At 57.6% G+C, this 26,797-nt stretch carries 24 protein-coding genes and 1 tRNA gene; 16 read left to right on the top strand and 9 right to left on the bottom strand.

The window, feature by feature from the left end; genetic code table 11:
• Positions 1–28: 28 nt before the first annotated feature.
• Positions 29–1,870: a peptidyl-prolyl cis-trans isomerase gene (locus AC2FID_RS04020; RefSeq protein ID WP_282118357.1), complete on the top strand. Its 1,842-nt coding sequence runs from the start codon at positions 29–31 to the stop codon at positions 1,868–1,870.
• Positions 1,871–1,882: 12 nt separating this feature from the next.
• Positions 1,883–3,394, top strand: a complete 1,512-nt coding sequence (gene trpE, locus AC2FID_RS04025) for an anthranilate synthase component I (protein ID WP_496835499.1) — start codon at positions 1,883–1,885, stop codon at positions 3,392–3,394.
• A 45-nt stretch (positions 3,395–3,439) separates the two neighbouring features.
• Here trpE and AC2FID_RS04030 read toward each other — a convergent pair whose 3' ends face one another.
• Positions 3,440–5,032 (bottom strand): divergent polysaccharide deacetylase family protein, encoded by a 1,593-nt coding sequence (locus tag AC2FID_RS04030; RefSeq protein WP_496835501.1) that lies wholly within the window; start codon positions 5,030–5,032, stop codon positions 3,440–3,442.
• A 195-nt stretch (positions 5,033–5,227) separates the two neighbouring features.
• Here AC2FID_RS04030 and AC2FID_RS04035 point away from each other — a divergent pair, with 195 nt between their 5' ends.
• The 6 genes from AC2FID_RS04035 (at position 5,228) to lexA (ending at position 10,053) form a co-directional block, all read left to right on the top strand.
• Positions 5,228–5,809 carry an anthranilate synthase component II gene (locus AC2FID_RS04035; RefSeq protein WP_058271745.1) on the top strand — a complete coding sequence of 194 codons (582 nt, stop codon included), beginning with the start codon at positions 5,228–5,230 and terminating at the stop codon, positions 5,807–5,809.
• Complete coding sequence (trpD, locus tag AC2FID_RS04040) at positions 5,806–6,825, top strand: anthranilate phosphoribosyltransferase (RefSeq protein WP_282168231.1); 1,020 nt, start codon at positions 5,806–5,808, stop codon at positions 6,823–6,825. Before AC2FID_RS04035 ends, trpD begins: the two co-directional genes overlap by 4 nt.
• Entirely contained in the window at positions 6,822–7,634 is an 813-nt protein-coding gene (gene trpC / locus AC2FID_RS04045; RefSeq protein ID WP_496835503.1) for an indole-3-glycerol phosphate synthase TrpC, read from the top strand. The genes trpD and trpC overlap by 4 nt, the downstream gene beginning before the upstream one ends.
• Positions 7,634–8,107 carry a cyclic pyranopterin monophosphate synthase MoaC gene (moaC, locus tag AC2FID_RS04050; protein ID WP_496835505.1) on the top strand — a complete coding sequence of 158 codons (474 nt, stop codon included), beginning with the start codon at positions 7,634–7,636 and terminating at the stop codon, positions 8,105–8,107. The genes trpC and moaC overlap by 1 nt, the downstream gene beginning before the upstream one ends.
• Positions 8,104–9,276: a molybdopterin molybdotransferase MoeA gene (locus tag AC2FID_RS04055; protein ID WP_496835507.1), complete on the top strand. Its 1,173-nt coding sequence runs from the start codon at positions 8,104–8,106 to the stop codon at positions 9,274–9,276. The genes moaC and AC2FID_RS04055 overlap by 4 nt, the downstream gene beginning before the upstream one ends.
• A gap of 78 nt (positions 9,277–9,354) precedes the next feature.
• Positions 9,355–10,053 carry a transcriptional repressor LexA gene (lexA, locus tag AC2FID_RS04060; RefSeq protein ID WP_058271750.1) on the top strand — a complete coding sequence of 233 codons (699 nt, stop codon included), beginning with the start codon at positions 9,355–9,357 and terminating at the stop codon, positions 10,051–10,053.
• On the opposite strand, the gene AC2FID_RS04065 is transcribed toward lexA, so the two are convergent.
• Positions 10,050–12,092, bottom strand: a complete 2,043-nt coding sequence (locus AC2FID_RS04065; protein WP_496835508.1) for a ComEC/Rec2 family competence protein — start codon at positions 12,090–12,092, stop codon at positions 10,050–10,052. The genes lexA and AC2FID_RS04065 overlap by 4 nt on opposite strands.
• Before the next feature lie 78 nt (positions 12,093–12,170).
• Here AC2FID_RS04065 and gltX point away from each other — a divergent pair, with 78 nt between their 5' ends.
• Positions 12,171–13,571 (top strand): glutamate--tRNA ligase, encoded by a 1,401-nt coding sequence (gene gltX / locus AC2FID_RS04070; protein ID WP_496835642.1) that lies wholly within the window; start codon positions 12,171–12,173, stop codon positions 13,569–13,571.
• Between the two features lie 121 nt (positions 13,572–13,692).
• Entirely contained in the window at positions 13,693–14,988 is a 1,296-nt protein-coding gene (gene gltA, locus AC2FID_RS04075) for a citrate synthase (protein ID WP_109311809.1), read from the top strand.
• 57 nt (positions 14,989–15,045) lie between these two features.
• On the opposite strand, the gene AC2FID_RS04080 is transcribed toward gltA, so the two are convergent.
• Positions 15,046–16,110 (bottom strand): PA0069 family radical SAM protein, encoded by a 1,065-nt coding sequence (locus tag AC2FID_RS04080; protein WP_496835509.1) that lies wholly within the window; start codon positions 16,108–16,110, stop codon positions 15,046–15,048.
• 300 nt (positions 16,111–16,410) lie between these two features.
• Here AC2FID_RS04080 and AC2FID_RS04085 point away from each other — a divergent pair, with 300 nt between their 5' ends.
• The 3 genes from AC2FID_RS04085 to AC2FID_RS04095 all read left to right on the top strand — a co-directional run bounded on the left by AC2FID_RS04085 (position 16,411) and on the right by AC2FID_RS04095 (position 19,040).
• Complete coding sequence (locus AC2FID_RS04085; protein WP_058271755.1) at positions 16,411–17,109, top strand: corrinoid protein; 699 nt, start codon at positions 16,411–16,413, stop codon at positions 17,107–17,109.
• A 152-nt stretch (positions 17,110–17,261) separates the two neighbouring features.
• Entirely contained in the window at positions 17,262–18,296 is a 1,035-nt protein-coding gene (locus AC2FID_RS04090) for a Hint domain-containing protein (RefSeq protein WP_496695620.1), read from the top strand.
• A 75-nt stretch (positions 18,297–18,371) separates the two neighbouring features.
• Positions 18,372–19,040 carry a DUF1638 domain-containing protein gene (locus AC2FID_RS04095; RefSeq protein WP_058278208.1) on the top strand — a complete coding sequence of 223 codons (669 nt, stop codon included), beginning with the start codon at positions 18,372–18,374 and terminating at the stop codon, positions 19,038–19,040.
• 3 nt (positions 19,041–19,043) lie between these two features.
• Here the strand turns inward: AC2FID_RS04095 and AC2FID_RS04100 are convergent, their stop codons facing one another.
• Positions 19,044–19,454, bottom strand: coding sequence for a SufE family protein (locus tag AC2FID_RS04100; protein ID WP_058271928.1), 411 nt, complete (start codon positions 19,452–19,454; stop codon positions 19,044–19,046).
• Positions 19,455–19,593: 139 nt separating this feature from the next.
• Here AC2FID_RS04100 and AC2FID_RS04105 point away from each other — a divergent pair, with 139 nt between their 5' ends.
• Complete coding sequence (locus AC2FID_RS04105) at positions 19,594–20,118, top strand: hypothetical protein (protein WP_109311805.1); 525 nt, start codon at positions 19,594–19,596, stop codon at positions 20,116–20,118.
• 6 nt (positions 20,119–20,124) lie between these two features.
• Here the strand turns inward: AC2FID_RS04105 and rnd are convergent, their stop codons facing one another.
• From rnd to purM, 3 genes are all read right to left on the bottom strand, one after another.
• Positions 20,125–21,282 carry a ribonuclease D gene (gene rnd, locus AC2FID_RS04110; protein ID WP_472723854.1) on the bottom strand — a complete coding sequence of 386 codons (1,158 nt, stop codon included), beginning with the start codon at positions 21,280–21,282 and terminating at the stop codon, positions 20,125–20,127.
• Positions 21,283–21,398: 116 nt separating this feature from the next.
• Positions 21,399–21,995 (bottom strand): phosphoribosylglycinamide formyltransferase, encoded by a 597-nt coding sequence (gene purN, locus AC2FID_RS04115; protein ID WP_282118345.1) that lies wholly within the window; start codon positions 21,993–21,995, stop codon positions 21,399–21,401.
• Positions 21,992–23,038 carry a phosphoribosylformylglycinamidine cyclo-ligase gene (gene purM, locus AC2FID_RS04120; RefSeq protein WP_496835510.1) on the bottom strand — a complete coding sequence of 349 codons (1,047 nt, stop codon included), beginning with the start codon at positions 23,036–23,038 and terminating at the stop codon, positions 21,992–21,994. The genes purN and purM overlap by 4 nt, the downstream gene beginning before the upstream one ends.
• Before the next feature lie 107 nt (positions 23,039–23,145).
• On the opposite strand from purM, the gene AC2FID_RS04125 reads away from it, so the two are divergent.
• Positions 23,146–23,222, top strand: a tRNA-Ile gene (locus AC2FID_RS04125).
• 909 nt (positions 23,223–24,131) lie between these two features.
• Here AC2FID_RS04125 and AC2FID_RS04130 read toward each other — a convergent pair.
• Positions 24,132–24,392 carry a hypothetical protein gene (locus AC2FID_RS04130; protein WP_058271760.1) on the bottom strand — a complete coding sequence of 87 codons (261 nt, stop codon included), beginning with the start codon at positions 24,390–24,392 and terminating at the stop codon, positions 24,132–24,134.
• 113 nt (positions 24,393–24,505) lie between these two features.
• A complete protein-coding gene (locus tag AC2FID_RS04135) occupies positions 24,506–25,825 on the bottom strand; it encodes an ATP-binding protein (protein ID WP_282118343.1) in 1,320 nt (439 codons plus the stop codon).
• Between the two features lie 44 nt (positions 25,826–25,869).
• Between AC2FID_RS04135 and AC2FID_RS04140 the strand changes: the two genes are divergently transcribed.
• On the top strand, positions 25,870–26,784 hold the full coding sequence (locus AC2FID_RS04140; RefSeq protein WP_496835511.1) for an MBL fold metallo-hydrolase: 915 nt from the start codon (positions 25,870–25,872) through the stop codon (positions 26,782–26,784).
• The last annotated feature ends 13 nt before the right edge of the window (positions 26,785–26,797 follow it).

The following is a 26,797-nucleotide window of genomic DNA, read 5'->3' on the forward strand; positions in this document are numbered from 1 at the left end:
CTGCCGACAAAAGCACGAAGAGGGCACAATGGCCGCAGGCGTAAAAAAGTTATCAAAGACCTTTGTCTGGATTCTCATGGGCCTTTTGATGCTCGGACTTGCAGGGTTTGGCGCAACCAGCCTCTCTGGCACCGTGCGTTCGGTGGCCCAAGTCGGGAATGAGGATATCTCGGTTGATGACTATGTCCGCGAGCTGCAGCGCGAAATTCGCGCGGTTGAACAACAGACAGGCCAGCCTTTGCAAATGTCGCAGGCCATTGAATTTGGTCTGGATCGTCTTGCCTTGTCGCGCCTGACGGCTTTAGCGGCGCTGGACAATGAGGTCGGTTTGTTGGGTATCTCGATCGGTGATGAGAACCTGCAGGAAGAAATTGTTGCGATTCCGGCTTTTCAGGGCGTCAACGGCACATTTGACCGCGACGCGTATCAGTTCCAACTGGAACAGGTCGGCATGTCAGACACCGAGTTCGAATCGGACCTGCGCAAGGAAACATCCCGCACAATCGTGCAGAGTGCCGTGGTTAGCGGTGTGAAGATGCCCGAAACCCTCACGCAGGTGTTGACCGACTACGTTGGTGCCCGCCGCAGCTTTACCGTCGCAACTTTGGCGCCTGACGCCCTGCCCGCACCTGTTGCCGCCCCGACCGACGAGCAGGTCCAAACGTTTTATGATGAGAACACCGAGCTGTTCGCCCTGCCGCGCACCAAAAAGCTGACGTATGCGATCCTGTCACCCGAAATGCTGCTCGACGACGTGGAAGTCGACGAGGATTCGGTAAAGCGTTTGTACGAACAGCGCGCAACTGAATTCCAACAGCCCGAGCGTCGCCTAGTTGAACGCCTGACCTTTCCGGATCAAGAAGCAGCACAAACTGCCATGGCTCAGCTAGAGGTCGGCGGTGCAACCTTCGAACAACTGGTTCGGGATCGCCAACTTGAGCTCAGCGATATCGACCTTGGCGACGTCACCCGCGAGGATCTGGGCGAAGCAGCCGATGGTGTCTTTGCTGCCGATCTGGACGCTGTTGTCGGCCCGCTGCCTTCCACCTTCGGACCGGCGCTGTTCCGCATCAATGGCTCGCTTGCCGAAAACAACACGTCGTTTGAAGATGCCGCCCCTGCCCTGCGCGAGGAATTGGCAGCCGATCGCGCCCGCCGCCAGATTGAGGCGCAGGCCGAGGATATCAATGACCTGCTGGCCGGTGGCGCGACTTTGGAAGAACTGACCTCCGAGACCGAAATGGAGTTGGGCCAAATCGACTGGAGCGCGCAAACCGGTGAAGGCGTGGCCGCCTATGACGGGTTCCGCAGCGCGGCCGAAGCCGTACAGGACGGCGACTTCCCCGAGGTTGCGTTCCTCGAGGACGGCTCGATCTTTGCTCTGCGTCTGAACGAGGTTCTCGAACCCCGGCCGGAACCGATTGATTCTGCGCGTGACCGCGTTGTTGCCGCCTGGACCCAGGCCGAAACCAACAAGGCGTTGGAAGAACAGGCAAATGCTGTTCTGGAGCAGGTGCAGACCGATGGTGAGTTTACGGCTACCGGATTGCCGTTCCGCGTCGAAAACGCCCTGACCCGCACGGCCTTTTTGGAAGATGTACCTGCAGACTTCATGACTCAGGTCTTTGAAATGGAGCAAGGTGACCTGCGCGTCATTCCCGGTGCCGGAACCGCGTTTATCGTGCGTCTGGATGAACTGTTGCCACCTGCCGAAACAGATGAGCTGCGTCAGGTCCAAGCGGCCCTTACCGCGCAGCTGGATCAGGCTTTGGCACAGAACATCTTTGATGCGTTTGTCCGCGATGCACAGGTCCGTGCCCGTCCCGTCGTAGATCAGCAGGCCCTGAATGCTGTTCAGGCGAGCTATTAAAAGAGACTGAATATGGCGCTGACCCCCGACTTTGACCGCTTCGCCCGCGCCTATGAGGCAGGCGAGAATCAGGTTGTCTACACACGCTTAGCCGCTGATCTGGACACGCCGGTTTCCTTGATGCTCAAGCTGACAGGCGCGCAGAAAGACGCGTTCATGTTGGAATCGGTTACCGGTGGTGAGGTTCGTGGCCGCTATTCGATCATCGGGATGAAGCCGGACCTGATCTGGCGCTGCCAAGGCGAGACGTCCGCGCTGAACCGTTCGGCCCGGTTCGACCCTGACGCGTTCTCGCCCGAAACGGGCAACCCGATGGATAACCTGCGGGCGCTGCTGGCGGAAAGTAAGATCGACCTGCCGGACGACCTACCCCAAGCCGCAGCCGGGCTGTTTGGCTATCTCGGCTATGACATGGTGCGGCTGGTGGAATACCTGCCTGATGTGAACCCTGATCCGCTCGGCCTGCCTGATGCCATCATGCTCAGACCCTCGGTCATTGCAGTGCTGGACGGCGTCAAAGGCGAGGTCACGGTTGTGTCGCCTGCATGGGTCAGCGAAGGGCAATCGGCCAAGGCTGCTTATGCACAGGCCGCAGAACGTGTTATGGACGCAGTACGCGATCTAGAACGTGCCATGCCCGCCGAGACGCGCGATCTTGGCGATGCTTCCGAGGTGGCTGCGCCAGTGTCAAATTTCACCAAATCCGGCTATTTGGAAGCGGTCGAAAAGGCCAAGGAATACATCCGCGCGGGCGACATCTTTCAGGTTGTTCCGGCACAGCGCTGGACTCAGGACTTTCCGCAACCTCCCTTCGCGCTCTATCGTTCTCTTCGGCGCACGAACCCGTCGCCCTTCATGTTCTATTTCAACTTTGGCGGCTTTCAAGTCGTGGGTGCCAGCCCCGAGATTCTGGTCCGCGTCTTCGGCGATGAGGTCACGATCCGCCCCATCGCCGGCACTCGGCCACGCGGCGCGACCCCCGAAGAGGACAAGGCCAACGAAGTTGATCTGCTGGCCGACAAGAAAGAGTTGGCTGAACATCTGATGCTGCTGGATCTGGGCCGAAACGACACCGGGCGCGTGGCAAAGATCGGTACTGTGCGCCCAACCGAAGAATTCATCATCGAACGCTACAGCCACGTGATGCACATCGTCTCCAACGTTGTTGGTGAGTTGGCCGAAGACAAAGACGCGCTGGATGCCTTCTTTGCCGGAATGCCTGCAGGCACCGTTTCAGGCGCGCCCAAGGTCCGCGCAATGGAGATCATCGACGAGCTCGAGCCCGAAAAGCGTGGCGTTTACGGCGGTGGTGTGGGGTATTTCAGTGCTGGCGGCGACATGGATATGTGTATCGCCCTGCGTACGGCCATCGTGAAAGACCAGAAGCTTTATATTCAGGCAGGCGGAGGCGTGGTCTATGACAGCGACCCCGAGGCCGAATTCATGGAAACCGTCCACAAATCGAACGCCATTCGGCGTGCGGCTGCAGACGCGGCCCGGTTTACCGGCTCTGGCAACTCTTAAAGAATAGCGGCTGACCTCATGGTCAGCCGTTTTTTATCTTCAGCCTTACTGAGCTTCTTGCGTCATGACCGCTGAAATCGGGGCCATGGCCACGCGGCCACCGCGATCTTCCAGCCCCCATAGCAACAGGGCCGAGATCGTGTCCGGGCGCAGCCGTCCCAACATGACGACAGTTCCTTGCTGACCAGCCCGGAACGCCGCCTGATCCAAGAAACGTCGCATGATCGTTGGGTCCTGACGGGCACCGTCGATGTCGCGAAAGATGACCCCGGAAGGGATGCCATTGCGAGCGGCCAGTTTCTGGACGGTGTTCAGGCCATTATCCTGGGTGATAAGCCCGCGCCCGGTATCACCGGCAATTGCGGCCACCTGATCGGCCAATTTGCGATTGCCCTGAATGCCGGTTCCCACGCCTTCCAGAATACCAACGGTTTCCGGCAGAGTGTCCAGCCAGACAGCCATCGAAACCTCTGCATCTTGTGCGCTGGCCGCCTTGGGCAAGTCGGCAAGGGCCAGAACCTCGAAACCCGCTGCGCGATGGCGGGCCATTTTTTCGGCCGCATCGGGATCAGACGGGCTGACGGCAAAGCTCAGTGGGTATGGGAAATCCTTCAACGCCTCGGCTCCAAAGGCCCCTTCATCATCAATCAAAATGATCGACATAAGCGGTTTGGCCTCGGGGTTTTCGAACTTGGCGGCATAGGCATCAATTGGCTTACCGGGCAGAAGTACCGCGGGTTGCTCGTCCGCTGAAACCGGCGCGTCATCGCGTTCAGTCAACGGGACGACTCGTTTGCCAACGATCAGACCGTCGGCATCCGTTTCTTCACCGCCGATCTGTGGGACCGCTGCGATCCGGGGCAGCTTTTTAAGCTGTGGGTCTTCTTCCCCTTCTACGGCAATCGGGTTTTCCTCAAGCGGATCGACCTCGGGCTCCAGGGGTTCGATTGCCGTGGGTTCAGGCTGCGGCTCGGGTTCCGGTTGAACCGCTGCGACCTCGGGCTCGGGCTGGGGTTCTGGTTCGATTTCCGTTTCGGTGACTTCCGGCAACGGCTCTGCGATTTCAGGCTGGGTCTCTGTCACCTCGGGCTGCACCTGTTCCACTTCCGGTTCGGGCAGTATTTCCAGGACTTCGGGCGCGGGCTGCGGCTCAACCTCGGCAATGGTCTCTTCTTGCTTGGGTGCAACCGGCGGTTCCGGCGCGGTTTCCGAAATGATCGGCTCACCTTCGGTGCTGGGCAATGACTGCAATTGCGCAGGCGACTGCGGCACGACCGGAGCCTCGTTTGATGTGGTTACCTCAACCGTTTCAGGTATTTCGACCCCTTCGACCTGCGTGACGATCTCACTGATCGTCGGCTCAGAGTCTGGCACAGTCTCCACGTCCGCCAGCCCGGCAAGATTGTCCGTTTGATCCCCGGACGCATCGGATGTCACCGGCGCCGCGGTTACCAGATCGGCATCTGCCACCGTCTCAGCCGCTTCGGCGCTGACCTCGGGGGTTGCAGCCGGTGCCGGCTCGGGGGCCTCGGCGTTTACAACCGGTTTCCGGGTCAAAGGGGTATTCAGGGATAGTACCACACCAAGCAGACCAACAACGACCGCCCCTGCGATCATCCCGCCTAAAAATCCGCCCATCTTAACTGCCTCTCGCCTTCATCCTGCTTCGATCGCCTCAACGCCGTTTACCGCGCCTTTGGCCTGCGATTGCGCCCTGAACAGGATGTCCTCTTGACGCTGCCCCGCAAGCCTGAGCATGTATGTCCCGACATTATACCGTGGCCAAGGGCTGTATCGCCAGTCCGAAATGCCCAAGCCGAGACAAGTGCCCAAATGCTGCTGCTGATCGACAACTACGACTCGTTTACCTACAATCTGGTACACTATTTAGGCGAACTTGGCGCCGAAATGGTCATTCGGCGGAATGACGCCCTGGATGTACAAGAAGCCATGGCGATGAACCCTGCAGGAATTCTCCTCAGCCCTGGCCCGTGCGATCCTGATCAGGCCGGTATTTGCCTTGCGCTGACAGAAGCAGCAGCCGAAACAAAGACACCGCTTCTGGGGGTCTGTCTTGGTCATCAGACGATTGGGCAGGTGTTTGGCGGCAATGTTGTCCGCTGCCACGAGATTGTCCACGGCAAGATGGGTATGATGCACCACACCGGTAAAGGCGTGTTCGCTGGCCTGCCCACCCCGTTTGAGGCGACCCGCTATCATTCGCTTATCGTGGATCGGGACACGTTGCCAGATAGCCTTGAGATCACAGCAGAACTGGAAGACGGCACCATCATGGGCCTGCAACACAAAGAATTGCCCATTCACGGCGTACAGTTCCACCCGGAATCAATCGCCTCTGAGCATGGCCACGCTCTGCTCAAGAATTTCCTGTCCGAGATGAAAGTTCCTGCATGAGCGACGCTCTGAAGCCACTGATCGGAGCCGCTGCCGATCGACCCTTAACTCGTGCCGAGGCTGAACAAGCTTTTAGCATCCTGTTTGATGGCGAAGCCACGCCCAGCCAGATTGGCGGCCTGCTGATGGCGATGCGCACTCGTGGTGAAACAGTAGACGAATACGCCGCTGCCGCTGCTGTGATGCGCGCTAAATGCAATGCGGTCAAAGCTCCGGCTGGTGCGATGGATATCGTTGGCACTGGCGGCGACGGCAAAGGCACACTGAACATTTCCACCGCCACAGCGTTTGTTGTCGCCGGGGCTGGTGTCACTGTCGCCAAACACGGCAATCGAAATCTGAGTTCCAAATCAGGTGCCGCGGACGCCTTGGGACAGCTGGGCATCAACGTTATGGTTGGCCCGCAAACCGTTGAAAAGGCTCTGCAAGAGGTCGGCATCGGCTTTATGATGGCACCCATGCACCATCCTGCGATTGCGCATGTCATGCCCAGCCGGCAAGAGCTTGGGACGCGTACGATTTTCAACATTCTTGGCCCGTTGACCAACCCCGCTGGTGTTCGGCGTCAACTGACCGGTGCGTTCAGTCGCGACCTGATTCGCCCAATGGCGGAAACGTTGGGACTGCTGGGCGCTGATCACGCCTGGTTAGTGCACGGATCAGATGGCACGGATGAGTTGACGATCACCGGCGTAAGCTGGGTCGCCGCGCTGGAAGATGGCGTTGTGAAAGAGGTCGAGCTGCATCCTGAAGACGCAGGGCTGCCGGTCCACCCGTTCGAGGATATCATCGGCGGAACGCCCGAGGAAAACGCCGTGGCCTTCCGCGCCTTGTTGGACGGCGCGCCATCGGCCTACCGCGACGCTGTTCTGTTGAACTCTGCCGCAGCCCTTGTGGTTGCTGGCTCTGCTGATGACCTGAAAGACGGCGCTGCCAAGGCGCGGGAAAGCATCGACAGCGGAAAAGCTAAAGACAAAATCGCGGCCCTGGCCCGAATTACGCAGGAGGCCGCATGACCGAGACGGTTCTGGACAAGATCAAAGCCTACAAACTTGAAGAAGTTGCGGCAGACAAGGCGCAGAAGCCGCTGGAAACACTGGAAAACGAGGCCCGCAACGCACCAGAGGTCCGCGGTTTTGCCGATGCGCTTCGAACAGCGGCGCGTCGGGGTTACGGCCTGATTGCCGAGGTCAAGAAAGCCAGCCCGTCCAAGGGTCTGATCCGCCCGGATTTCGATCCACCCGCTCTGGCCAAAGCCTATGAGGAAGGCGGCGCTGCGTGTTTATCGGTGCTGACCGACACGCCGAGTTTTCAGGGTGCAAAAGAGTACCTAACCGAAGCCCGGTCTGCGACCGAGATTCCGGCGCTGCGCAAGGATTTTATGTACGACCCCTATCAAGTGGTCGAAGCGCGTGCTCTGGGTGCAGATTGCATCCTGGTCATTATGGCATCGGTAGAAGACGCCCAAGCCGCCGAACTGGAACAGACTGCATTCGACTGGGGTATGGATGTCCTGATCGAAGTTCACGATCAGGAAGAACTGGAACGTGCCGCCCTTTTGAAAAGCTCGCTGATTGGAATAAACAATCGCAATCTCAAGACCTTCGAGACATCTCTTGATACCACACGGCATCTGTCCAAGCTTGTACCAGCGGGCCGGACGATCGTTTGCGAAAGTGGTTTGAGCACACCGGAAGATCTGGCAGACATCGCACGTTACGGCGCGCGCAGCTTCCTGATCGGTGAAAGCCTGATGCGTCAGGACGACGTGGCAGCAGCCACCCGCCACCTTTTGGCAAGCCCTCTAATCCCCGGAGTCATGTGATGCCGCTGACCCATTTTGATGCTCAGGGACAGGCCCATATGGTCGATGTCTCGGACAAGGAAGTAACCGACCGCGTCGCCGTGGCGGCCGGATACATCAAAATGGCGCAGGACACCTTTGATCTGATTTCCGAAGGCCGCGCCAAGAAAGGTGATGTTCTGGGCGTGGCACGCCTTGCAGGCATTATGGGCGCGAAGAAAACACCTGATCTGATCCCTTTATGTCACCCGCTCCCGGTCACCAAAGTAGCTGTCGAACTGACGCTGGATCCCGACTTACCCGGAGTGCTGGTCGAAGCCACAGTCAAAACTTCGGGCCAGACCGGTGTCGAGATGGAAGCGCTGACCGCCGTTTCTACGGCTGCCTTGACGGTCTATGACATGACCAAGGCCGTGGATAAGGCCATGGAAATCGGCGGCATCCGTGTATTGCTGAAAGATGGCGGTAAATCAGGGCGTTACGAAGAAAAATGATCACCGTCGAAGAGGCCCGCGCGCTGTTGTTTGAACTGGTCTCGCCCCTTCCAGCCGAGACCGTTGCTTTGTCCGACGCCGCAGGTCGTGTTCTGGCTCAGGATATCGAGGCCACTCGCGACCAGCCGCCTTTTGAGGCATCCTCGATGGACGGCTACGCGCTGAAAGCGACCGAGGTCGAGCTGCACGCCATGTTCATGGTCATCGGCGAGTCGGCCGCTGGCAACCGCTACACTGGTCGCGTCGGGCCTGGACAGGCAGTGCGTATCTTCACCGGCGCCCCGGTCCCCGAAGGTGCTGATTTCGTTGTCATTCAAGAAGATACCGAACGTCGCAGCGACCTGATCACAATCTCGGACCTGCCCGGGCCAAAAACGAATATCAGACCTGCAGGCGTCGATTTCAAAGCAGGAACAAAGATCTCGGCCCCCCGTCGTTTGCGCGCAGAAGACATCGCGCTGATGGCGGCGATGAATGTTGCGACCGCTCCAGTGACTCGAAAGCCTGTTGTCGCTCTGATCTCCACCGGTGATGAGCTGGTAATGCCGGGTGAAACCCCCGGCCCCGATCAGATCATCGCATCCAATACGTTTGGCTTGAAAGCACTGTTAGAGGACGTTGGCGCGCACGTCCGCATCCTTCCGGTCGCGCGCGATACGGTCTCATCGCTTGAAACAGCCTTCGGACTTGCCGAAGGAGCAGATCTGGTTGTGACCATCGGCGGCGCATCGGTTGGAGACTACGATCTGGTGTCAGATGTCTCAACCGGGCTGGGAATGGAGCAATCTTTCTACAAGATCCGAATGCGCCCCGGCAAACCCCTGATGGCGGGTCGATTGGGACAAACGGCAATGGTCGGCTTGCCCGGAAATCCTGTCAGTGCAATGGTTTGTGGCTATCTCTTCCTGTTGCCAATGGTGCGTCGGATGTTGGGTGTCGAACAGGTTCTGCCGCCATTACGAACCGCAAGGCTTGCTGAACCGCTCGGCGAAAACGGTCCGCGTGAGCATTACATGCGGGCTATGCTGGATGAAACCGGCATTCGCGCATGTTCCGATCAGGACAGTTCACTGCTCAGCGTTTTGGCGCAGGCAAATGCTCTGTTGGTGCGGACTCCGCATGACCCCGCCCGACCTGCCGGGGATGAGGTTCATTACCTGCCGATCTAAATCCCGCTCAAATCCGTTGACACAAAACGTGAACATGCGTAGAACAAAAGAAAACGCATGACCGATGAGGTGTGAGCAATGTTGACCAAGAAGCAGTTGGATTTGTTGGAATTCATTCACAAACGCGTTCAGGCGGACGGTGTTCCGCCCAGTTTCGATGAAATGAAGGCCGCGTTGGACCTCAGGTCCAAATCCGGCATCCACAGATTGATTACGGCACTAGAGGAACGCGGGTTCATTCGGCGTCTGGCGCATCGTGCACGGGCCATTGAAATCGTCAAACTGCCGGAAAGCCTGGGTGGAGAACCCACAGTGGCCTTCAAGCCGCGTGTGATCGAAGGCGACAAGCCTTCCGGCCCCCGCCCCGCGAACTTTGAGCCGGTGACCGTCGATGCGATGGAATTGCCAGTGATGGGCCGCATCGCCGCCGGTGTTCCAATCGAAGCGATCAGCCACGTCTCGCACCGCGTCGCGGTACCCGGAACAATGGTTTCCGGAAAAGGAGAGCACTACGCGCTGGAAGTGCGTGGCGACTCGATGATCGACGCGGGTATCAACGATGGCGACGTGGTGGTGATCCGGGAAACCTCGGTTGCCGACAACGGCGATATCGTTGTTGCTCTTGTCGAAGATCAGGAAGCCACCTTGAAGCGGTTCTTCCGCCGCGGGCAGGCGATTGCGCTTGAGGCCGCGAACCCCGCCTATGAAACCCGCGTTCTGCCGGAAGATAAGGTCAAGGTGCAGGGTCGTCTGGTTGGACTGATCCGCAGCTACTAAAACTGCTTGGTAGCTCGGTTCCCGGATGTGTTCGGGGACCAGAGCCTGTCGCCCATCACCTCTTTAGACGTTGTGATCTTGCCGCCCGACAGGGACAGGCTTCCCGTTGCCAGCAGCCGTTTCGGATCAAAGACTTCACAGCCACCGGACAGTTGCAGCGCCACGGCAGAAATCACGATCTGATCGGCATTGCAGGCACTGATCCCGCGCGCCGCGCGTTTGCCTGTAACGTGCAACACCTCTTTGCCCTGCCAGTCATACCGTTGAATGGTGCCGGAATCATGCGGCCAACGGCTGGCCGCATGCAGCTGATCTGCCCCGTCCCCATCATTTTCCAGCCAGACGGTTGCGACAAACCCGCTTCCCTTTTTCTTACTCAAGGCGCGTCCTTGTTCGGTCATCACGCCAACAAGACCACCACTATCCGCAACCAGTATTTCAGGGCGATTTCCCTGCCCCCATAATATCAACGCCACGGCCATTGGTGCCACCCCAACCCATTTGGCCCGTCCTTGCCACAGCGCAAGCCACAGGCCGCCAAGCGCAATTAGCGGCAGGACAGGGGTCGGCGGGCTGACAACATATCCTTGCGCGCCGTCAAATCCCGATACCCATTGCGAAACCGCAAGAATCCACTCTAAACCCAGCCCCATCACTGCCAGAGGCACCATCTCAAAGCCGAATGGCGACAGCAGTGCTGCCACCACGGCCGAGGGGACGACAATCATGCCCATGACCGGCACCGAAAGCATGTTGGCCAGAAGGCCATAGTGAGACAATGTGTTGAAATGCGCCGCACCAATTGGCGCGGTTGCAAACCCCGCGATAGCCGAGGAAATCAGAAGGCCCGCGACAGGTTTCAGCCACTTTGGCCCCGGCATCGGTCCCAATTTACGCAACGCTCCGAACACCGCCACAAGCGCTGTCGTTGCGGCAAAAGACATTTGAAACCCCGGGCTAAGCAAGGATTCGGGGCGCAGAATGAGTACAATAAGGGCGGCGACCGCAACGGCCCGTAGGGAAATAGCGCGTCTGTCGATCAGTATGGCCATCAACATGACACTCGCCATGACAAAGGCGCGTTCCGTGGCGACGTTTCCCCCAGACAGTAACAAGTAGATCGTGGCCGAGACCATCGCACAGACAGCCGCCAGTTTGCGCACAGGCAATCTGAGAGCCAGCGCAGGAATGGTTGAAAACAAAAGCCTGCACATCAAGTAGACGAACCCGGTCAGCAGGCCCATGTGGAGGCCCGAAATCGCCAACAGATGCGCCAGGTTGGAAGCGCGCAGTGACTTTAGCGTTTCTTGCCCCATACCGCTGCGATCACCCGTTGTGACGGCGGCCGCAAACCCGCCAATCTCACCCGGCAGGATCGTGCGGACATGGTTGGAAATCGCCATTCGCCGTGCTGTAATGCGGATGCCTTCGGGCTGCGGGGGCGCAGCGATCAGCACCGGAACTCGGGTGTATCCCACGGCCCCCAGTCGTTGAAACCACGCGTGTCGCCGAAAATCGAACCCTCCCGGTTCCACCGGGCCTTGTGGGGGCGACAAATGGGCAGTGGTCATGATCCTTTGGCCGGGCGCTAGTGACCGTGCGCCGCCGTGCAGGGAGAGCCGCACGCGCCGCGGCCGCCGGTCACCGGGCACATCCCCTATACGCACCCGATCCAGCGTAATCCGCAGCGCATCCGACGCAGAGCGATCCATGGCTACAACCCGCCCCTCGACCGGGCCGTAATAACGCCAGGACAGGACCGGCTCTGCCACCGTGTGGGCGCGCGCGCCCGCCAGGATAAACCCGGCAGCGATCAGCGCCCCCCCTGTTGTCAACGCAGCCCAGCCAGACGGAAGCCAGCGCACCAAGCCTAAGCAAATCGCGATCACGGCAACGAGGCCTGCATAGATCATCCACCCCGGTTCAAACCGCAGGCTGAAATACAGACCAATACCGACGGCCAAACACACCGGAGACCACTGAAACAAATACCCTGTCTGGTTCAGTAATGCGGTCTCGACCCGTGCCAGAACACGCATGGTTGCCCCCGTCCTTCCGGCTCGTTAGACAGGCGCCAATCTATGCCCGACACGGTTACCAAAAGGTTAATCCACACAATGTCCGATCAGGTCGTCACTCGTTTCGCCCCGTCCCCAACCGGTTTCCTGCATATCGGCGGGGCCCGTACGGCGCTGTTCAATTGGCTTTATGCCCGCGGCCGCGGCGGCAAGTTCCTGTTGCGGATCGAGGACACCGACCGTGAACGTTCGACCCCCGAAGCAACGGCTGCAATCCTGCAAGGGATGGAGTGGCTGGGTCTTGATCACGACGGCGATGTAATTAGTCAATTCGAGGGTGCCGAACGTCACGCCGAGGTAGCGCATCAGTTGCTGGCTGAGGGCAAGGCGTACAGGTGCTTTTCAACGCAGGAAGAGATCTCGACCTTCCGCGAACAAGCACGGGCCGAGGGGAAATCGACCCTGTTCCGCAGCCCTTGGCGCGATGCCGACGCGTCCTCCCATCCGGACGCTCCGTTTGCGATCCGCATCAAGGCGCCTCAGGACGGCACGACGGTAATCCGCGATCAGGTTCAGGGTGACGTGACCATTCGCAACGATCAGTTGGACGACATGATCCTGCTGCGGTCTGATGGGACGCCGGTCTATATGCTGGCGGTCGTGGTAGATGACCACGACATGGGTGTGACCCATGTGATCCGTGGCGACGACCACCTGAACAACGCCGCGCGGCAGATGATGATTTATGAGGCTATGGGCTGGGACGTACCTGTCTGGGCGCATATCCCCCTGATCCACGGGCCGGATGGTAAAAAGCTGTCCAAACGCCACGGTGCTTTGGGCGCGCAGGAATATCAGGCCATGGGCTATCCAGCCGCAGGTATGCGCAACTATTTGGCGCGTCTGGGTTGGAGCCACGGTGATGATGAATTCTTTACGGACGCACAGGCCAAAGAGTGGTTCGATCTTGACGGAATCGGCAAAAGCCCTGCCCGTTTCGACCTGAAAAAACTGGAAAACCTGTGCGGGCAGCATATCGCCATCGCGGATGATGCTGCGTTGCGGCAAGAGATCGAAGCCTATCTGGCAGCGGCAAATTTACCTAACCTCACGGAAACACAATCCGGTGATCTGGAACGTGCGATGTATTGCCTCAAGGATCGCGCGCGGATGTTCCCGGAACTTCTTGAAAAAGCTCACTTTGTGTTGACATCTCGGCCAATTGACCCCGATGAAAAGGCTGCAAAAGCGCTGACCTCAGTATCCGATGGTATACTGAGTGAATTGACGCCGCACGTGCAAAATGCTAGCTGGACGCGAAACGAACTGGAGCAAACCCTAAATTCGTTTGCAGAAGCGAAAGAGGTTAAGTTCGGCAAACTGGCGGGTCCGTTGCGGGCTGTGTTGGCAGGTCGGGCAGTGACGCCTTCAGTTTTTGACATGATGCTTGTGCTGGGGAAGGAAGAAACCCTGGCCCGGCTTTCTGACGCAGCGACGTAAACCCAATCTTCATATTTGGGTAACGCTGCTCCGCTAACACCCGGACTGCGCGCCCGCGCGCAGCCGTTGCCCGCAAGGTCGGACAGCGATTCGACATGCGTAAGAATGAGGAAGGGACACTATGACCGACAGCAATAAAACAGCCACTCTGACAGTCCATGGTGAAACGTACGAGTTGCCGGTTCATTCTCCGACCGCTGGACCTGACGTCATCGACATCCGTAAACTGTACAGCGATGCCGGAGTGTTCACCTACGACCCCGGTTTTACGTCGACCGCAAGCTGTGACAGCACCATTACCTATATTGACGGCGAAAAAGGCGAGCTGCTGCACCGTGGCTATCCGATCGACCAGCTGGCCGGAAAATCGCATTTCCTAGAAGTTTGCTATCTGCTGCTGTACGGAGAGCTGCCGCAAGCCAAAGATCTAGAGCAGTTCGAAACCACCATCACGCGCCACACCATGCTGCACGAACAGATGCAGTACTTCTATCGCGGCTTCCGTCGGGATGCGCATCCGATGGCGATTATGGTGGGTGTCGTTGGCGCAATGTCGGCGTTCTATCACGACTCAACCGACGTATCTGATCCGCATCAGCGCGAGGTCGCTTCGCACCGTCTGATCGCCAAGATGCCGACGATCGCCGCATGGGCCTATAAGTATCACATCGGCCAGCCCTTCGTTTATCCGCGCAACGATCTGGACTACGCGTCCAACTTCCTACGCATGTGCTTTGCCGTTCCCGCTGAAGAATATGAGGTGAACCCGATCCTCAGCCGCGCGATGGACCGGATTCTGACGCTGCACGCAGATCACGAGCAGAATGCGTCGACCTCGACCGTGCGTCTGGCGTCATCCTCGGGCGCAAACCCGTTTGCGTGTATCGCGGCGGGTGTGGCTTGCCTTTGGGGCCCTGCCCATGGTGGCGCAAACCAGGCCTGTTTGGAGATGTTGGAAGAGATCGGTTCCGTCGATCGTATTCCGGAATACATCGACCGCGCCAAGGACAAGAACGACCCGTTCCGCCTGATGGGCTTTGGCCACCGCGTCTACAAGAACTTCGACCCGCGCGCGACTGTGATGAAGCAATCAGCCGACGAAGTGCTGGAACTGCTTGGCGTCGAGAACAATCCGAAGCTGCAGGTTGCCAAAGCATTGGAAAAGCAGGCGCTGGAAGATCCGTATTTCGCCGAGAAAAAACTGTTCCCGAACGTGGACTTCTACTCGGGCATCATCCTCGAGGCGATGGGTTTCCCCACTTCAATGTTCACGCCGATCTTCGCGCTGTCGCGCACCGTTGGCTGGGTCAGCCAATGGAAAGAGATGATCGCAGATCCACAGAACAAAATCGGTCGTCCGCGTCAGCTGTATCTGGGCGAAACGACCCGCGATTATGTGGACATCGAAAACCGCTGATAGCCGGTTACAATTTCGAAACGCCTCGGACCCGTGTCCGGGGCGTTTTTTTTTGTTTTAGAATAGTGTCAGTTGATCCCCGGCCTGCGCGGGCCTGGAAAACAGATCACATCGTAGCGGCGGTGTTTTTGTGGCCAACCCCAAACGTTTGACCGCGAGCTTGAAGCGCTTGGCCACCAGCCCGGCATACTCACCCTCCCCCCGCATGCGGTGCCCCCAACGCGGGTCGTAGCCACGACCGCCGTGCATTTCGCGCAGTTTGGACATGACCTTTTCAGCTCGAGCCGGCTCATGCTGATGCAGCCAGGATTGCCACAGCTCAGAGACTTCGCCCGGAAGGCGCAGCATGATCCAAGTTGCGGAATCAGCGCCCGCGTCTCGCCCGGCTTCCAGCATGGATTCCAATTCGTGATCCGTCAGACCCGGTATCAAAGGCGATGTCATGACGCGTACCGGCACTCCTGCATCGGTCAACCGTCGGATCGTCGCCTGCCGTCTTACAGGGGATGGCGCGCGTGGTTCCATCCGTCGAGACAAGCCTGGGTCCAAAGTTGTCAACGAAATGCCGACCCGAACCAACCCAAGTTGCGCCATAGGGGTAAGGATATCCAAGTCCCGCTCGATCAACGCACCTTTGGTCACGATTGCGACCGGGTGCTGGAACTCTTGCAAGACCTGCAGGCAAGCCCGTGTGATTTGGTGGTATTTTTCGATCGGCTGATACGGGTCGGTGTTTGTTCCCATCGCAATGGTCGCCACTTTGTACCGGGCTGAGGACAGTTCTTTCCTAAGGACCTCTGCCGCGTTTGGCCGTGCAATCAGCCGGGTTTCAAAATCCAATCCCGGCGACAATCCCAGATAGGCATGTGTCGGGCGGGCAAAACAGTACACGCACCCATGCTCGCACCCGCGATACGGGTTAATCGAGCGGTCGAACGGCAGATCGGGCGATCGGTTGTAGGTGACCACACTGCGCGCTACCTCTTCTCGGACCTCGGTTCTGAGCTGGGGAAGTTCTTCTTCCATCTCCCAGCCATCGTCACAGGCCTCGGTCGCAAAGCGTTCGAATCTGCCTGATTCATTGCTGGCCACGCCGCGGGCCCTTATGTTGAGTGCAGGCATATTTGTTCCCGTTATGTTCTTGCTCATGAATCAATAGACCCTGAATCGCCATGCGACAAGGAAAACTGCGCGAACCGCCCTATTCGCCCCCGATCCTGGACGACCGGTTTTTCCCCGGTTGTGAACAGATTGCAGGATGTTGTTGCAGATAATTCCATCGTGATCGCAAACAATTTGACGTATAGGTCGGTCCCGGAACTGCCAAGGTCGCAATCGTAACAGTCTAACTGCGACGAAATGGCCAAAACGGAAAAAATGCCACCACGGGCCGATGGCCCGCCCAGCACAGGGAAATGCCCCATGTCCGATGAAGAAGACATCGTCCTGTCCGAACTCAACGACGACGAACTTGTCGAGCAGATGTTCGACGATCTTTATGACGGCCTGAAAGAAGAGATCGAAGAAGGTGTGAACATCCTGCTTGAACGCGGATGGACGCCATATGACATCCTGACCAAAGCATTGGTCGGTGGCATGACCATCGTGGGCCACGATTTCCGCGACGGCATCCTGTTCGTGCCGGAGGTTTTGCTGGCGGCCAACGCGATGAAAGGTGGGATGACGATCCTCAAGCCGCTGCTGGCCGAAACCGGCGCGCCGCGGGTCGGCAAGATGGTGATCGGCACCGTCAAAGGCGACATCCATGATATCGGCAAAAATCTGGTGTCGATGATGATGGAAGGAGCCGGTTTTGAGGTCGTGGATATTGGCATCAACAACCCGGTCGAAAACTATCTGGAAGCACTGGATTCCGAACAGCCAGACATTTTGGGCATGTCGGCCCTGCTGACCACAACTATGCCCTACATGAAAGTGGTCATCGACACGCTAATCGAACAGGGACGGCGTGAAGATTACATCGTACTGGTTGGCGGTGCCCCTCTGAACGAGGAATTCGGCAAGGCCATCGGCGCAGACGCCTATTGCCGTGACGCCGCTGTGGCGGTGGAAACGGCCAAAGACTTTGTTTCGCGCAAGCACAACCAGCTTGCCGGCTGATCCTGCTCACAGGGAAATGATCAAGGCCGCCCTTTAAAGGGCGGCTTTTTTCGTTTTTGGGCTTGCTACTCATGGAAATTTGGACAAATTAAGCCTGTAGTTAAGGCCCAGTTTGTTACGCGGGTTTGGTTAAAGAGTTTTTGGGGTACGGAATGCCGACGACATTCAATGCTATTTTTCTTGGTAATCTTGCAATCATCGACCCGACTGAGGGTAACAACACCGCTGAAAACGCGGGCGCTTTGGTTGGACAAACTTTTGGTGGTCCGGGTGATCCATTACTTGACGACGCTGTCGTTTGGACACCGGTAGGAAACCCTGGTGGAACCTACGAAAACAACGCCAACTCTGACGTGGATTTTTTTGCAATTGATGGCGCTGCGACCACTTTCGATGCAGCTGTCGCCTACAATGCGACAATTACGTATGTCGACGGCACAACGGCAGACATAACGGCAGTCATCGCGCAAGACACGCTCGGGAACACTTTTCTGGTTCCAGAATTCTCAGCCAACAGCGATCAGGCCGCATTGGAATTTGCGGGCATCAGGTCACTAACGCTCAACAGTATAAACACCGCCACAACTACGGGTTTGAACGCCGACCGTGAATCCTGGGACATCGCCAGATGTTTCGCAACCGGCACTCTGATCAAAACGGAACGTGGTTTGGTCGAGGTCGAGAATTTGCGCGTGGGTGACAAAATTCCGACGCTGGATCATGGGCTGCAAACACTGCGTTGGATTGGCTCTCAGACCGCGCGTGCCGCAGGCGTGTTCACGCCTGTGCTGATCAGGGCGGGTGCGCTTGGCAATGATCGCGATCTCTTGGTCTCGCAACAGCACAGGATGCTGATCAGCGACTGGCGGGTCGAGCTGCATACGGGCCACGCTGAGGCGCTGGTGCCTGCCAAGCATTTGGTGAATGGCCGCGATATCGTGATGAAGCCCGGCGGTCTTGTGACCTATTATCACCTAATGTTCGATCAGCACGAACTGATCTGGGGCGAAGGGTGCCTGAGCGAGAGCTTTCACCCCGGAATCCAGGCGTGGAACAGTTTTGAGCATGAAACACGGCAAGAGATCCTGTCGCTATTTCCGGAACTCACCAGTCACGGGATCACCGCCTATGGTCCCCCTGCCCGCCCATCGCTTCAGTCTTTTGAAACGCGTGCGTCGGTGGCCTGACACGGGATGTCGGAAGCGGGCTTGCCTTGATCCGGCATTCATTCTTTGATGCTGCAATCCTTCAGGGAATTGACGATGCAGCAGAACACCACACCGGATGACGCAAGCCTGACGACAAAAGGCTATACCGAAGACACTCGGCAAGGCGGCATACTGCTATTGGCATGCGGTGCGTTGGCGCGCGAAATCCTGCATCTAAAAAAACGCAATGGCTGGGATCATATGACCCTGACTTGCCTGCCCGCCATACTGCACGTCCACCCCGAACGGATTACGCAGGCTGTCGAAGAAGCTGTTGCCAAGCACCGCGGTAACTTTGATCAGATCTTCGTCGTCTATGCCGACTGTGGCACCGGAGGGTTGTTGCAGAAGGCTTGCGAAGAGATGGGCATTGAGATGATCAAAGGCCCGCACTGCTATTCCTTTTTCGAAGGAAATCAAGCCTTTGAAGACCATGGCGATGATGAAACGACGGCCTTTTATCTGACAGATTTTCTGGCCCGTCAGTTTGACGCCTTTGTGTGGAAGCCGCTGGGTCTGGACCGCCACCCCCAGCTGCGGGACATGTATTTCGGGAACTATACCAAGCTTGTCTATCAAGCCCAAACAGACGACCCGGACCTGACGGCCCGCGCACAGGAATGCGCCGAACGCATGGGCTTGACGTTTGAACGACGCTTCACCGGCTATGGCGATCTTGAGACAACTCTGACCGAGTGGGCCACCCGCAAGCCGACGGCCTGAACGTCAGGCGTTCTCTTGCGCGACTTCGCGGATACGCTCAATCATTGACCGCAAACCATTTGACCGCTGTGCGGACAGGTGATCATTCAGGCCAAGGCGCGCCAACTCACCGCCCGCGTCGACCTTTGGAACTTCGCCAACAGGCAAGCCATTATACAAAGACCGAAGCACCGCAATCAGCCCGCGCACGATCAACGCGTCGCTGTCGCCGTCGAACCGGAAAACACCGCCGTCGATCATGGGGTGCAGCCACACCTGACTGGCACAACCATGCACCTTGGTGGCCGGCACTTTGAGCGCATCATCCAGCGGCTCCATCGCCTTGCCCTGATCGATGACGTGGCGATACCGGTCTTCCCAGTCATCCAGAAACTCAAAATCCTCGACGATTTCCTCAAAGGCGGGCGTTGCCATTTCGCAGCGGTCCTTTTTGTTGCGATCACATTTGTGACCTATGCCTCTGTTGGGCACCTGTCCAGCCCCGGTGTGGGTTTTCAATCTTTGGAATTTACGATAACCCATTGCTGAAAATACTTCTCTGGGCTTTGGGACCATGAAAAAATCAACACCTCTTCTATTGGTCAGCACTCTGGCACTGGCGGCCTGCAGCGGCTGGAGCGAGTCGCGCGTGAATCCGACCAATTGGTTCGGGTCCAGTACACCTGCCCCTACTGAAGTATCCGTAAACGAAGCCGATGCTCTGGTGCCCGAAGGGCGTGACGGCCCGGGCCTGTTTTCGCGACCTGAGAAGGAAGTGATCGGCTTTGCCATAACCAAGGTAGATGAGCTACGCATCGACCCCACACCAACTGGGGCAATCATCTATGTCAAAGGTACCGCCTCAAGACAGGGGGCTTACAATGCGCGCCTTGTACGCGTGGAAAGCGAAGAGAACGAAAAGAACGGCATTCTGGAATACACGTTCGAAGTCAGCTACCCAAGCTACGCAACCAATCTGGGCTCCGAAAGATCGCGTGAGGTCAATGATGCCACTACGGTTGGCCGAGCCGAGCTGCGAAACATCCGTCTGGTTCGCGTTCGCGGCGAACAGAACACATTGGAATCCCGGCGGCGCTAACGGTCGCTAAAGCGACACGACTTGTACGGATTGCCCCTTGGCGGCCAGAGCGATCTTGCCGTCACACAGTTTCAGGGCATCTTCGCCAAACACCTCAAATCGCCAGCCTGACATTGAAGGCAGCTTGCGCTCGCCCGCAGCCAATTGGTCCAGTTCGGAACTTGTTGCGATCAGCTTCGCCGCCACGCCTGAGCTTTCGGTTTTGGACTTGAGCAACACGCGCAGCAGATCGGCAAGCGCCGGGTTGATCTTTAGCTTGTCACGGCTGTTATCGACGCGCGGCATTTGATCGGCAGGGCAGTTTACCCCGCGTTTCACCGCCGCCAGAATACCATCGGCAATCGCGCCTTTGCGCGCCTCGCGCAGCAGCAGGCGAGAACCACCAAGGTCCGATGGAGATTTGGGCTTGGTTGAGGCAAGCTCGATCAGGGCGTCATCCTTGAACACACGGCTGCGCGGGACGTTGTTCTCCTGCGCATAGGCCTCGCGGAACTGCGCCAACTCGCGCACGACGGCCAGGAACTTGGCCGAATTCGTCCGGGTTTTTACCCGCTTCCATGCATCTTCGGGACGGATATCGTAGGTTCCGGGCTGGGTCAGTGTGCGCAACTCTTCGGATACCCAATGGCTGCGCTGCGACTTGTTCAACTGGGCCGCCAGATATTCGTATATCTGCCGCAAATGCGTGACATCTGCCAAGGCATAGGTCTTTTGCGCATCTGTCAGCGGCCGACGTGACCAATCGGTAAAACGCGAGGTTTTGTCGACGCCTTCCTTGCAGATTTTACGCACCAAAGTCTCGTAGCCCACCTGCTCACCAAAGCCGCAGACCATCGCGGCGACCTGGGTGTCGAACAGAGGTTGCGGGAACACGGACGCCTCGACCCAGAAAATCTCAAGATCCTGCCGCGCGGCGTGAAACACTTTGACCACGCTTTCATCACGAAACAGCTCATAAAGCGGATCCAATGACAGGCCATCGGCCAATGGGTCCACCAGAACGGCACTGCCTTCATCATCAGATGGAACCGCAAGCTGCACCAAACAGAGTTTTGAATAGTAAGTCCGTTCGCGCAGAAACTCGGTATCTACGGTGACATAGTCATATTCCGCCGCGGCCTTGCAGAAATCGGCCAGCTCTTGCGTCGTCGTCAGGGTTTTCATGCGCGGTGCTGTTCTTGCTCTTGTTCTGTGCGGCCGATTATCAGTTTCATTCCGTACCCAGCCGTATTGCGGACCATAGGATGAATTTGACGCGGGTGTAAATCATCCTGAGACGTTCAGGGCAGCAACACCGGAGTCCGATCCCCACTGGCGTAACGGCGCAACACTGTAGGGTAGAGTTTGTGTTCCCACACCAGCACCCGGGCGGCCAATCCCTCGGGCGTATCACGCGGTTCAATATTCACCCGCGCCTGCCCAAGGATCGGTCCGTCATCCAAAGCTGCGGTGACTTCGTGGACCGAACATCCATGTTCGGCATCCCCGGCTTCAATAGCGCGCGCGTGGGTATTGAGACCCTTGTATTTCGGCAGAAGCGAAGGGTGGATATTCAGCATCCGCCCCTGAAAGCGCGAAACGAAATCACCGGTCAGAACGCGCATGAACCCTGCAAGGCAAACGATATCGGGTTGCGCCTCTTCCAGCGGTTTCAGCAACTCGGCCTCAAACGCGGCGCGGTCACCCTTGAACGGTCTGTGATCCACCGACGCGGTTGGAATGCCACGCTCTGCCGCCTTTGTCAGCCCACCCGCGTTCGCATCATTGGACAGAACCAGGCTGGGCCGCGCAGGGTGATCGCCGGTCATGCTGTCGACCAGCGACACCATGTTCGACCCCCCACCAGAGATCAGAATTGCGACGCGTTTGTGGCTCACAACAGGGTGCCCGAATAGGCCATGCCCGCTGTCCCGGTCACAGTGCCGATCCGCGCAACCGTTTCGCCCGCGTCGGCCAGTAACCCCGCCAGATCATCCGCGCGATCCGCGTCACATGCGACGATCATGCCAATGCCGCAGTTGAAGGTTTTCAGCATCTCGGCCTCGACGATTCCACCGGTTTCCGCCATCCAGCGAAATAAAGGCGGCAAGTCCCATGCATTCAGGTCAATCTCGGCGCCCAACCCCTCGGGCAACACGCGCGGCAGGTTTTCGGTCAGGCCACCGCCAGTGATATGAGCTAGTGCATGAACGCCCCCTGCCCGGATCGCCTGCAACGCAGGTTTAACATACAGACGCGTTGGGGTCAGCAGCGCCTCACCCAGAGAACCGTCGCTGAACGGGGATGCTGCATCCCAGTCCAGGCCCGAAATTTCGACAAGTTTCCGAACCAGCGAGTAGCCGTTGGAATGCACACCGTTCGACGCCAGCCCCAAAAGCACGTCGCCGTCCTGAACGCCGGCCGGCAGATGCGCACCACGCTCCATCGCGCCGACCGAGAACCCGGCCAAATCGAAATCACCATCCGGGTACATGCCGGGCATTTCAGCAGTTTCACCGCCGATCAAAGCGCATCCGGATTGGACACAGCCTTCAGCAATGCCTTCGATGATCCGCGCGGCTGTGTCGGTATCCAGTTTGCCGGTCGCAAAGTAATCCAGGAAAAACAGCGGCTCAGCACCCTGACAGATCAGGTCATTGACGCACATGGCCACAAGGTCGATGCCCACACCGTCGACAACACCGGTATCAATGGCAATGCGCAGCTTGGTGCCCACCCCATCGGTGGCTCCAACCAGAATCGGGTCCTGATATCCGGCATCCTTTAGATCGAACAGAGCGCCAAAGCCGCCCAGCCCGCTCATCACACCCGAGCGGTTGGTTCGTTTTGCGGCCGGCTTGATCCGGTCGACTAGGGCATTCCCCGCATCAATATCAACGCCTGCATCGGCATAGGTGATTCCGTTCTTGCCCGTGGTCATGGCCAGCCCCTTATGAATGGTTCCCGCGCGGGTTAGTCGATTGTGCGACTTGTTGCAACGGTCAGGCTTGACGCGGCCGTTCACCATGGTACTCAAAGCGCTCAGGCGGGCCTGTAGCTCAATTGGTTAGAGCAGAGCGCTCATAACGCTTTGGTTGCGGGTTCAAGTCCTGCCGGGCCTACCACCGTCTACTTGTACATTGTTATCAGTTTCAGATGCTTGCCAGACCAGCGATGCATGGTGTTTCTACTGTCCTGCCCAAACATAAGATGCATTCTTCTAAATCTGCAGGATTGCCCAGTAACTCTGAACCTTATTCAAACCCCTAGAGTTCGGAGTCCCCGCTCAAGCGGAAGTGCCATTTGGTACATTCAAGAGAAATGACACATCCGCATACTATACTTTTGGATATATCACCTATTCGAATGGGTTTTTGGCTATCCCATTTCCATTTAGTGAAACTTGAAAATTCATGTTTTTATGATCTTGCACGTCCCATACATGTGCATCCCAGCCTCCGACCCGCACCCAGTAGGAGGAAATTGACCGGCTTCGCGACCCCTCCGCTCACTCGGACCGCGAAGCTGGTTTTTTTTGTGCCGTTTTTTGATTGTAAAGAGCTTTCAAAGACAAAGCGCACCGGCAAACCTCCAATTGAAGTCCCTACCTACTTTGGAGGTTCTCCGAAGTATCCACCAAAGTATCCAACCATCGCACCCAAAACGCCGACTATGATGACAATCGAGATTAATGCACCACTGCTTTTTGAGTAATATCCAAGCGTCAGGAGCCCAACGACAAATATACCAACCAAGAAATACAATACAGTGTTGTCCATACCTAAACCTATGCCGCAAAAGACGTTCTGTAACGTTACGATAGAAATGCGCCTCAAGTCTAATGGGGGAGTTACACCCCGTTAAACACCAGGGTAGCCACTCGTTCCCGCTCCAAAAAACCCGCGTTGTTCGGAGGGAAACCGTTACAAACAACGCGGGCGGCAGTTGGGGTAGTGAAGGCGATACGGAGCGGGTCAAGAATTGGACCAAAAAACCCCGGGTAAAGCCGTTCGGTCTAATATGAGGAGGTAACTTTACGCTTCAGGATCTGTCGCTTCAGCCTTTTGGAAAACTGCCAAGGTGACAAACAACCCGCCGATCAGCAGCAAATGGCCCAATGCGGTTACACCGAAAACAAAATAGCTACCAACCATCAGCGAGAAGATTGCGCTCCACATCCATGCCAACATCTGCATCAGCATGTGTGCTGTGGATAGCGAGTATTTTTTTAGTGGGTTTTTCGTTTCATCCATTACCGATACCCACGATGATTTTACGTCGAAACTATTGGTCATGACTTCCTCCCATTCTAAAGGTTGTACGGGGTGATCGGTGCTTTAGACCAAAGAAAAATCTTACGCGCCGCTTGTGGCTGCGACATAAATCATGAATTCCGGTCCTACCAAAATCATCGCCCAACAATGATATCTGCGCAAAGACCGCCCAGCCTTTCACTTTTACCAAGCCGCAGAACACCGCCATGTGCGCGGGCAATATCCGCAACAATCGCCAACCCAAGACCAACGCCACTGCCCTGATTCTGGTTGCGTGCAGGATCAAGACGCGAGAACGGTTTTACAGCCTCAGTGCGCTGCTCTACCGGAATGCCTGGTCCGTCATCTTCGACCCGGATGCGCGTGGTTTTGGGCGTCAGGGACAAGCTGACCTCGGCGCGGTTGCCGTATCGCACCGCATTGCCAATCAGGTTCTCGACCGCGCGGCGCATGGCCATGGGGCGCAGCATCGCCGTGCCGTCACCTTCGACTGAGACCAATTCAGCCTGATGACCTGCCCGTCGCGCGTCTTCGACGATCTGACGCAACAACACTGCGGGTTCGATCGCCTCGGCTGGCCCCTCGGCGACACCACGTGAGAAATCAAGGAACGCATCCAGCAGCAATTGCATTTCGTCCACGTCCTGTTTCAGCGGTGCCGCCTCATCCTCGGGCAACATGGAAAGTCCCAGCTTCAGGCGCGTCAGCGGTGTTCTCAGGTCGTGGCTTACACCCGACAGCATCATAGTACGCTGTTCCATCTGTCGCTCGATTCTAGCCCTCATTTCCAGAAACGCACTGCCAGCAGCGCGCACTTCAATTGCGCCCCCTGGCGTGTATGGCACCACCCTGCCCCGACCAAAGGCCTGCGCAGCGTCAGAAAGGCGGGTAATAGGCCGCAGCTGATTGCGCATATAGAGGAATGAGATCGTCGTCATCACAACGGCAAAGAACATCATGGTCACAATCAACTGATGCGGCGCCGTGGGCGACAGGCGGCGGCGATCTATCGTCAGCTGAAGCAGCCCCAGATCGGTTTCAAGGTACAACCGAGCTTCATCACCCGAAGGCAAAGCGACGGCGGCCAGATCGGGCAGCCCCGCACGCAAATGGGATTCGACCTGTGGTGCGATAAAATCGTACCACCGACGCCTGTCCGTCATCGGGTCTTCGTCGCCGTCAACAAAACGGGCTTTCATATCAAGAACCGATAAATCCAGGCGTATCGCTGCCAGCGCCTGCTGTTGGGTCTCGGCCTTTTTCATGGTTTCCAGCACCAACGTCACTTCGCGCGTGGCGGTCTTGGTCATCTGCGCGGTGACGTCCTCGAGATGCTTTTGCAAAAAGGCAATCCCCACCACCAACAGCAGCACGACAACAGGAAGAACCAGAATTAGTGCGGCCCGGGCATAAAGGCTGCGCGGCATATATTGTTTGAGCCATCGACTGAACATGCGCTAAACCTAACGGGCTGATCCGCCAAGAGAAAGAGCTCAGAATGCAGGCGCCTGACGATTTCAACCCGCCCCCCGGTCTGGCGATCGACTTACAACCCGGGCTGCGGCGGATACTGGCCCCGAATCCGTCCGCGATGACCTATCGCGGTACGAACACGTACCTTTTGGGAGAACGTAATTTGGCGGTCATTGATCCCGGTCCTTTGAGCGATGCTCATCTTGAAGCGATTCTGGATGCGGTGCGCCCCGGACAGCGGATCAGCCATATTATCGTCACGCACAGCCATCTGGACCACTCGCCGCTTGCGGCACCATTGGCAGCACGCACCGGCGCGCCAATTCTAGCCTTTGGCGGACCGCAGGCCGGACGCAGCGCAGTGATGACACAACTGGCGCGGCAGGGTCTGGCCGGAGGTGGCGAAGGAATCGACACCGCGTTCCGCCCGGATTTCGAGGTGGCAGATGGAGAGATGATCGAAGGCGATGACTGGCAGCTTGAGGTCATCCATACACCTGGTCACTTGGGCAATCATATCGCTTTGGGCTGGGGTGATGTTTGCTTTACTGCCGATCATGTCATGGGATGGGCCAGCTCGCTGGTTTCTCCACCGGATGGGGACCTGACAGACTTTATGCAAGCCTGCCACAGGTTGCGTGCGGGGGATTGGGCCGTGTTTCACGCGGGTCACGGTGCGCCGATCACCACCCCTTCTGAACGGTTGGACTGGCTGATCACTCACCGACTGTCCCGCGAAGCGCAGATACTGGCGGCGCTGGAGGAGCAGCCCGGAAACGCCCGCCAACTTGCCGAACGCGTCTATACCGACACGCCAGCCGCACTTTTGCCCGCGGCTGAACGCAACGTATTCGCACATCTAGTTGATCTTTATGGTAAATCTCAAGTTTACACTTCCGACGCACTTTCAGTCGATGCCATGTTTTCAAGGGCAGCCTGAAGAGGCAGAACTT

Source organism: Ruegeria sp. CDSC068 (genome assembly GCF_059610545.1).